This is a genomic window from Candidatus Aquarickettsia rohweri (assembly GCF_003953955.1).
GTDB lineage: Bacteria > Pseudomonadota > Alphaproteobacteria > Rickettsiales > Midichloriaceae > Aquirickettsia > Aquirickettsia rohweri.
Genome location: NZ_RXFM01000094.1, coordinates 1 through 5770, shown reverse-complemented (window position 1 = coordinate 5770; position 5770 = coordinate 1). Strand labels below are relative to the sequence as shown.

Below are 5770 nucleotides of genomic sequence, written 5' to 3'. Positions count from 1 at the left end.
GTATAAAACCATTTGCAGTTGGCAGAAAAAATTGGATGTTCTGTGCAACAACTAAGGGTGCTAAAGCTAGTGCAAATATTTATAGTATTATTGAAACTTGCAAAGTAAATAAGATTAATCCTTATGATTATTTAAAATATTTGCTGAATCATATTCATGATTATTCTGATCCAAAAGAGTTAGTAAATTTACTTCCATATAATATTGATAAAAAAATATCATCAAATTAAATTTTTTTTAGAATTATCAAAAAACTTAAGAAACCCAAAGAAAGGCGGATAATACTTGTCAAGATGGGGATATTTTAGCGTTTACTTTTCTAATAGCATCATTAGCCTCTATTTTTTTAGGCTTTTGTTCTACCACTTATTTTTATTCTTGCCTAGATGCCCTTATTTTAGCGCTTACATTGTTCATAGTACAGAAATTCAAAGCGAATGCTGTAAATGGGTTATAGGTGCTACATTAGCTTGTATGAGTAATGCAAACATTAATTTGCTTGCAAATAATACTGATGCTCAATTGTTATTAGGTGAGTAGTATTATTTAAGAGAATTTTGGGTTAAATAATAACTTACTTTTAGTTTATTGAAACATTAAAGTTTTTTTAGTGGTGATCCCGACAAGATTCGAACTTGTGACCTACTGATTAAAAGTCAGTTGCTCTACCAACTGAGCTACGGGACCATAAATAAAGCATTAAGAGCTTATTAATAAAAAAAAGCGAATAATATTTTCGCTAAGTTATATATACAAATGCTAATAAGCTACATTTTGGAAGTTATAGCACATTGAATATAGTAAGACAAAACTTTTTTATTATTTAACATAAGAAAATTTATCTAATGATTTCACATTCACTAAAAAAGAATGCTATTTCTTTTTTAGCATTTTCAATGGAATCAGAGCCGTGTACAGAATTTGCTTCAATATTTTCAGCAAATTCTTTTCTTATGGTGCCTTCTATAGCTTCGTCAGGATTTGTAGCACCCATGATTTCTCTATTTTTTGCAACAGCATTTTCTCCCTCAAGTACTTGTGCAACAATTGGAGCTGAGGTCATAAAATCGATAAGACTTTGAAAGAAAGGCCTGTCTTTATGTATATAATAAAAAGCTTTGGCTTGCTCTTTAGTTAATTTTATTCTTTTTTGTGCAATTATTTTTAAACCAGCTTCTTCAAATTTATTGTTAATTTTTCCAGTTATATTTCTTTTTGTTGCGTCTGGTTTTATTATACTTAATGTTTGTTGTTTCATCTTTTGTTTTTATACTAATTTATTTCCTATAGGTGTTCTTTTAATACATGGCTCATGACCATTTGTATATATTTTATTATTTGTAGCACATGGGCTTTTTATGTCATAAATAGAGTGATCTTTTGGCTTACATGCAATTACGCAGGTAAGTAAAATCCATGTTAGTATAATTGTATTTATCTTTATGTTCATAATAATCTAATTTTGTTTATATAATGATCTTGGAGATCCTAGAATATTGTATCCGGCATCTACAAATATAATTTCTCCTGTAATACTTGATGATAAATCACTTAACAAAAATGCAGCAGTGTTTCCCACATCATAGATTGTTACATTTTTTTGAAGTGGAGAGTTCTCCTCGTTAAATTTTAACATGCTGCGAAAATCACCTATGCCTGAGGCTGCTAAGGTTTTTATTGGTCCTGCTGAAATAGCATTAACTCTTATATTTGAAGGTCCTAAATCTGCAGCAATATACTTTACACTAGACTCTAGTGCTGCTTTCGCAACTCCCATCACATTATAGTTAGGGATAACTTTTTCAGCCCCGTAATAAGTTAATGTCAAAATACTTCCACCAGGCTTTAATATTTCTGCAGCTTTTTTGGATGTATATACAAAAGAATAGCAAGAGATATCTAAAGTATTTAAAAAGTTATTTCTTGAAGTATCAACGTAGCGACCTTTAAGCTCGTTTTTATCAGAAAATGCTATTGCATGCACAAAAAAATCAATTTTACCATACTTCTTTTTTATCAATTCAAATGCTTTATCAATAGATTTTTCATCACTTATATCGCATTCTATTAGTAAATCAGATTTTAATTCTTCTGTGAGTGGCTTGACCCTTTTGGCTAGTATTTCATTTTGATAACTAATTGCAAATTTTGCTCCATGATCGTTGCAAATTTTTGCAACACCCCAAGATATGGATTTATCATTTGCCAAACCCATTATTAAACCAACTTTATTTTTTAACATATCATTCAAATTTAAATAGCCTAATCAGAAAATATAAAATTTATTGAAAAAGCTTTTTACACGTAATTTTACTTTCAATATTAGAAAATAATAATATTTATATATTGAAATGCAAGCTTTTATAATCTAAATAATCATATATTAGTTTTATACATAAGCAAATGAGTATTACCAGTTTAAATTTATATATGGTATCTGATTCATCTGGTGAAACAGTTATAGCTGTGTCAAAAGCTGTTGTTTCGCAATTTGATAGCATCAAAATTCATGAATATATGTGGCCTTTAGTTAGGTCTAAAAAGCAAATAGATGAAGTAGTTGTATCGCTAAAAAAGAATCCAGGAGTAGTAATATATACAATTATAAATAGGGAATTAAGAGAATATTTAAAAGAGCAATGCAATAAATTAAATGTTAAGTGTTTTTCACCTATTGCAAGTATAATTTCAGAAATTTGCTCTTACTATAATATACAAACTTCTAAAAAAACTCCAGAAAAAGAAATTTTATCGGATACGAGTTATTTTAAAAAAATAGAAGCAATAAATTTTACTGTAAATCATGATGATGGTCAGCAAATTAATGATTTTAATAATGCAGATATCCTTTTAGTTGGAGTTTCAAGGACTTCTAAATCACCAACTTCATTATACTTAGCCCAAAGGGGCTATAAAGTTGCTAATTGGCCAATAATTAATGATGTTGAGTATGATTTTTCTTTAATAAAAAATCCCTTAATAGTTGGTTTGACAGTAAGTATAGATAGATTGCTACAAATAAGGCAATGTAGATTAATTGGTCAGAATTTTAGTGATTTTAGAAATGATTATACAGATGCCCTTAGCATTAGAGAAGAAATAAGATATGCAAATAAAATTTTTAACAATAACAAATTCCCTGTTGTAGATGTAACTTCTAAAGCAATAGAAGAAATATCAGCTGAGATTATTAATTTATATTTTGCTAAAAAAGGTGAGCATTTAGTTAATACTTAATTTGAAAAATTTATAAAATGTAATGATTAATTAAATATATTATGGTAGAAGTTAATATGCCCAACATAGAATAACGATAAATTTATATCATTTATGAAAAATTTAAAAAATAACTTCAATGCTAATTTAATGAAATGGGTTAGTATAATTTTTTTAATTATTGTAGCTTATAACCTTATAGATGTAACTAATGTTTCAAATAAAAAATTAATATTCTCTGATTTTTTAGATAAAGTTTCAAATGGAGATGTAAGTGAGGTTAGCATTAAAGGTAGTAATATAGAAGGTGTTTTTTCTAATGGTGAACATTTTATTACTTTATCTCCTAGAGTGTATCCACAGTTGATAGATGATTTAAGAGCTCGTAATGTAAAGATTAATATAGTTCCTCTTGAATCAACAATGAGTAACATATTAGGTATAATATTTTCATGGTTACCAATGATAGTGTTGATAGGTATATGGATATATTATTTGAAAAATATGCAAGGAGCTGGTGGAAAGGCTATGGGATTTGGTAAATCAAAGGCTAAATTGATGCAAGATCAAGGTAAAAAAGTTACTTTTGCTGATGTGGCTGGAATTGATGAAGCAAAAAATGAATTAAAAGAAGTGGTTGATTTTCTAAAAGACCCTGGGAAATTTGATAAATTAGGAGGGAAAATTCCAAAAGGTTGTTTGCTTATTGGTTCTCCTGGAACTGGAAAAACCTTGCTTGCTAGAGCTGTTGCTGGTGAAGCTGGAGTGCCATTTTTTACAATTTCTGGTTCAGATTTTGTTGAGATGTTTGTAGGGGTTGGTGCTAGTAGAGTTAGAGATATGTTTACTCAAGCTAAGAAACATGCTCCATGTATAGTATTTATTGATGAAATAGATGCGGTTGGACGTCACAGGGGATCTGGCTATGGTGGCGGAAATGACGAGAGAGAACAGACATTGAACCAGTTGCTTGTGGAGATGGATGGTTTTGCTGATAACCATGGTATAATTGTTGTTGCTGCAACAAATAGGCCTGATGTTTTAGACTCTGCTTTACTTAGGCCTGGTAGGTTTGATAGACAAATTACAGTTCCTGTACCAGATATTAAAGGTAGAGAGCAAATTTTAAGTGTGCATATTAAAAAAGTCCCAATAGCACCTAATGTTGATATAAAAGTCATAGCAAGAGGGACGCCTGGATTTTCAGGAGCTGATTTAGCAAATTTAGTAAATGAAGCAGCTCTTGCTGCAGCTCAAGTTAATAGAGATGTGGTTACTATGCATGAACTTGAACATGCTAAAGATAAAGTTATGATGGGAGCTGAGAGAAAATCTATGGTAATGTCTGAGGAGGAAAAGAAAATTACTGCATATCATGAAGGAGGGCATGCTCTTGTAAGTTTATATGTATCTGAGTCTGATCCTATTCATAAAGCAACAATAATTCCAAGGGGCAGAGCTTTGGGTATGGTTATGCAACTTCCAGAGAGTGATAGATGTCACCATAACAAGACATACCTGGAGGCAAGGCTTATTATAGCTATGGGTGGTAGAGTTGCTGAGGAAATTATTTTTGGAAAAGAGAAGATAACTACAGGTGCTTCAAATGATATTAAAGTTGCTACAAGCTTAGCGAGAAATATGATTACTAAGTGGGGTTTTAGTGAAAAGATAGGACCTGTAATGGTTGGTGAGGATAGGGAAGATAGTATGCGTTATGGTGGAGGTAGTAATAAAGAAGTGTCAGAAAAATTAGCTGAGAGTGTGGATAAGGAAGTTGATAAATTGCTAAGGGATAGCTACAAGCTTGCTAAAAATATTATTACAAAACATAAAAAGAAGCTTGAAGTATTAGCTAAAGCACTTATGGAATATGAAACTATAACAGGAGATGAGATTAAAGATTTAATTGCAGGAAAAAAAATACGTATTCATGAAAATTCATCAAATAAAAATGATGATAATCGTCCAACTTCTTCCATACCAGGTAGTAATTTAGATAGTTCGCCTCCTGTATTGCAAGATGTTTAAGGTGAAATATAGCCTATGTATCTGATTTATAGATAAGCTTTTATGCAATTATGAAGCATAAAGCAACTATGATAATCTACTTCTAGATTTAATTAATGTAATAGCATTTTAATATTTGGGCAATTTAATTAAAATATCAACATGTACTCTTTTAATAATTATATTGGATTTATGTAATTTCATGATGGTTAATAGGAAAAGGTGAATATTGTCTATTAATTTTATTTCTTTTCTTATTTCAGCTTGAGTTAATGTGTGATGTCTATCTTATGGTTTTGATGAGTTGCTCTATAAGCGCTAAAATAAGGGCATCTAGGCAAGAATAAAAATAAGTGGTAGAACAAAAGCCTAAAAAAATAGAGGCTAATGATGCTATTAGAAAAAAAGAAAAAAAGAATAAGTAATGAAAAATGGAAAGAGCTAGTAGAAGAATATAAAAAAAGTAATGTAAGTAAATATGAATTTTGTAAGCAAAAGAATGTGCCGAGAAGTACATTTTATAAATGGCACAGAATTCTTGTAG

General features: G+C 30.0%; 8 protein-coding genes and 1 tRNA gene. 5 read left to right on the top strand and 4 right to left on the bottom strand.

Annotated elements, in window-relative coordinates; genetic code table 11:
* Both EIC27_RS08380 and EIC27_RS07310 read left to right on the top strand, forming a co-directional pair.
* Positions 1-230 (top strand): transposase domain-containing protein (locus EIC27_RS08380; protein WP_205702304.1); only part of this gene is annotated, 230 nt, incomplete at its 5' end.
* Between the two features lie 148 nt (positions 231-378).
* Positions 379-540 (top strand): hypothetical protein, encoded by a 162-nt coding sequence (locus EIC27_RS07310; protein WP_162298356.1) that lies wholly within the window; start codon positions 379-381, stop codon positions 538-540.
* A 71-nt stretch (positions 541-611) separates the two neighbouring features.
* Here EIC27_RS07310 and EIC27_RS05900 read toward each other — a convergent pair.
* The 4 genes from EIC27_RS05900 to EIC27_RS05885 all read right to left on the bottom strand — a co-directional run bounded on the left by EIC27_RS05900 (position 612) and on the right by EIC27_RS05885 (position 2242).
* Positions 612-687, bottom strand: a tRNA-Lys gene (locus tag EIC27_RS05900).
* 151 nt (positions 688-838) lie between these two features.
* On the bottom strand, positions 839-1258 hold the full coding sequence (gene ndk, locus EIC27_RS05895) for a nucleoside-diphosphate kinase (protein ID WP_126045158.1): 420 nt from the start codon (positions 1256-1258) through the stop codon (positions 839-841).
* Between the two features lie 9 nt (positions 1259-1267).
* The gene (locus EIC27_RS05890) at positions 1268-1450 is read right to left on the bottom strand and encodes a hypothetical protein (RefSeq protein ID WP_126045157.1); all 183 of its coding nucleotides are present in this window, start codon (positions 1448-1450) and stop codon (positions 1268-1270) included.
* A 6-nt stretch (positions 1451-1456) separates the two neighbouring features.
* A complete protein-coding gene (locus tag EIC27_RS05885; protein ID WP_126045159.1) occupies positions 1457-2242 on the bottom strand; it encodes an enoyl-ACP reductase FabI in 786 nt (261 codons plus the stop codon).
* Between the two features lie 161 nt (positions 2243-2403).
* Here EIC27_RS05885 and EIC27_RS05880 point away from each other — a divergent pair, with 161 nt between their 5' ends.
* From EIC27_RS05880 to tnpA, 3 genes are all read left to right on the top strand, one after another.
* The gene (locus EIC27_RS05880; protein ID WP_126045156.1) at positions 2404-3237 is read left to right on the top strand and encodes a pyruvate, water dikinase regulatory protein; all 834 of its coding nucleotides are present in this window, start codon (positions 2404-2406) and stop codon (positions 3235-3237) included.
* A 93-nt stretch (positions 3238-3330) separates the two neighbouring features.
* On the top strand, positions 3331-5247 hold the full coding sequence (gene ftsH / locus EIC27_RS05875) for an ATP-dependent zinc metalloprotease FtsH (protein ID WP_126045155.1): 1917 nt from the start codon (positions 3331-3333) through the stop codon (positions 5245-5247).
* A gap of 366 nt (positions 5248-5613) precedes the next feature.
* The coding region (gene tnpA / locus EIC27_RS08375) for an IS66 family insertion sequence element accessory protein TnpA (RefSeq protein WP_410519448.1) at positions 5614-5770 on the top strand (157 nt) is incomplete at its 3' end.

Excerpts from the sequence above, each read along its gene's own strand:
- ndk (WP_126045158.1), bottom strand. The coding sequence starts at position 1,258 with ATGAAACAACAAACATTAAGTATAATAAAACCAGACGCAACAAAAAGA.
- EIC27_RS05890 (WP_126045157.1), bottom strand. The coding sequence starts at position 1,450 with ATGAACATAAAGATAAATACAATTATACTAACATGGATTTTACTTACC.
- EIC27_RS05885 (WP_126045159.1), bottom strand. The coding sequence starts at position 2,242 with ATGTTAAAAAATAAAGTTGGTTTAATAATGGGTTTGGCAAATGATAAA.
- EIC27_RS05880 (WP_126045156.1), top strand. The coding sequence starts at position 2,404 with ATGAGTATTACCAGTTTAAATTTATATATGGTATCTGATTCATCTGGT.
- ftsH (WP_126045155.1), top strand. The coding sequence starts at position 3,331 with ATGAAAAATTTAAAAAATAACTTCAATGCTAATTTAATGAAATGGGTT.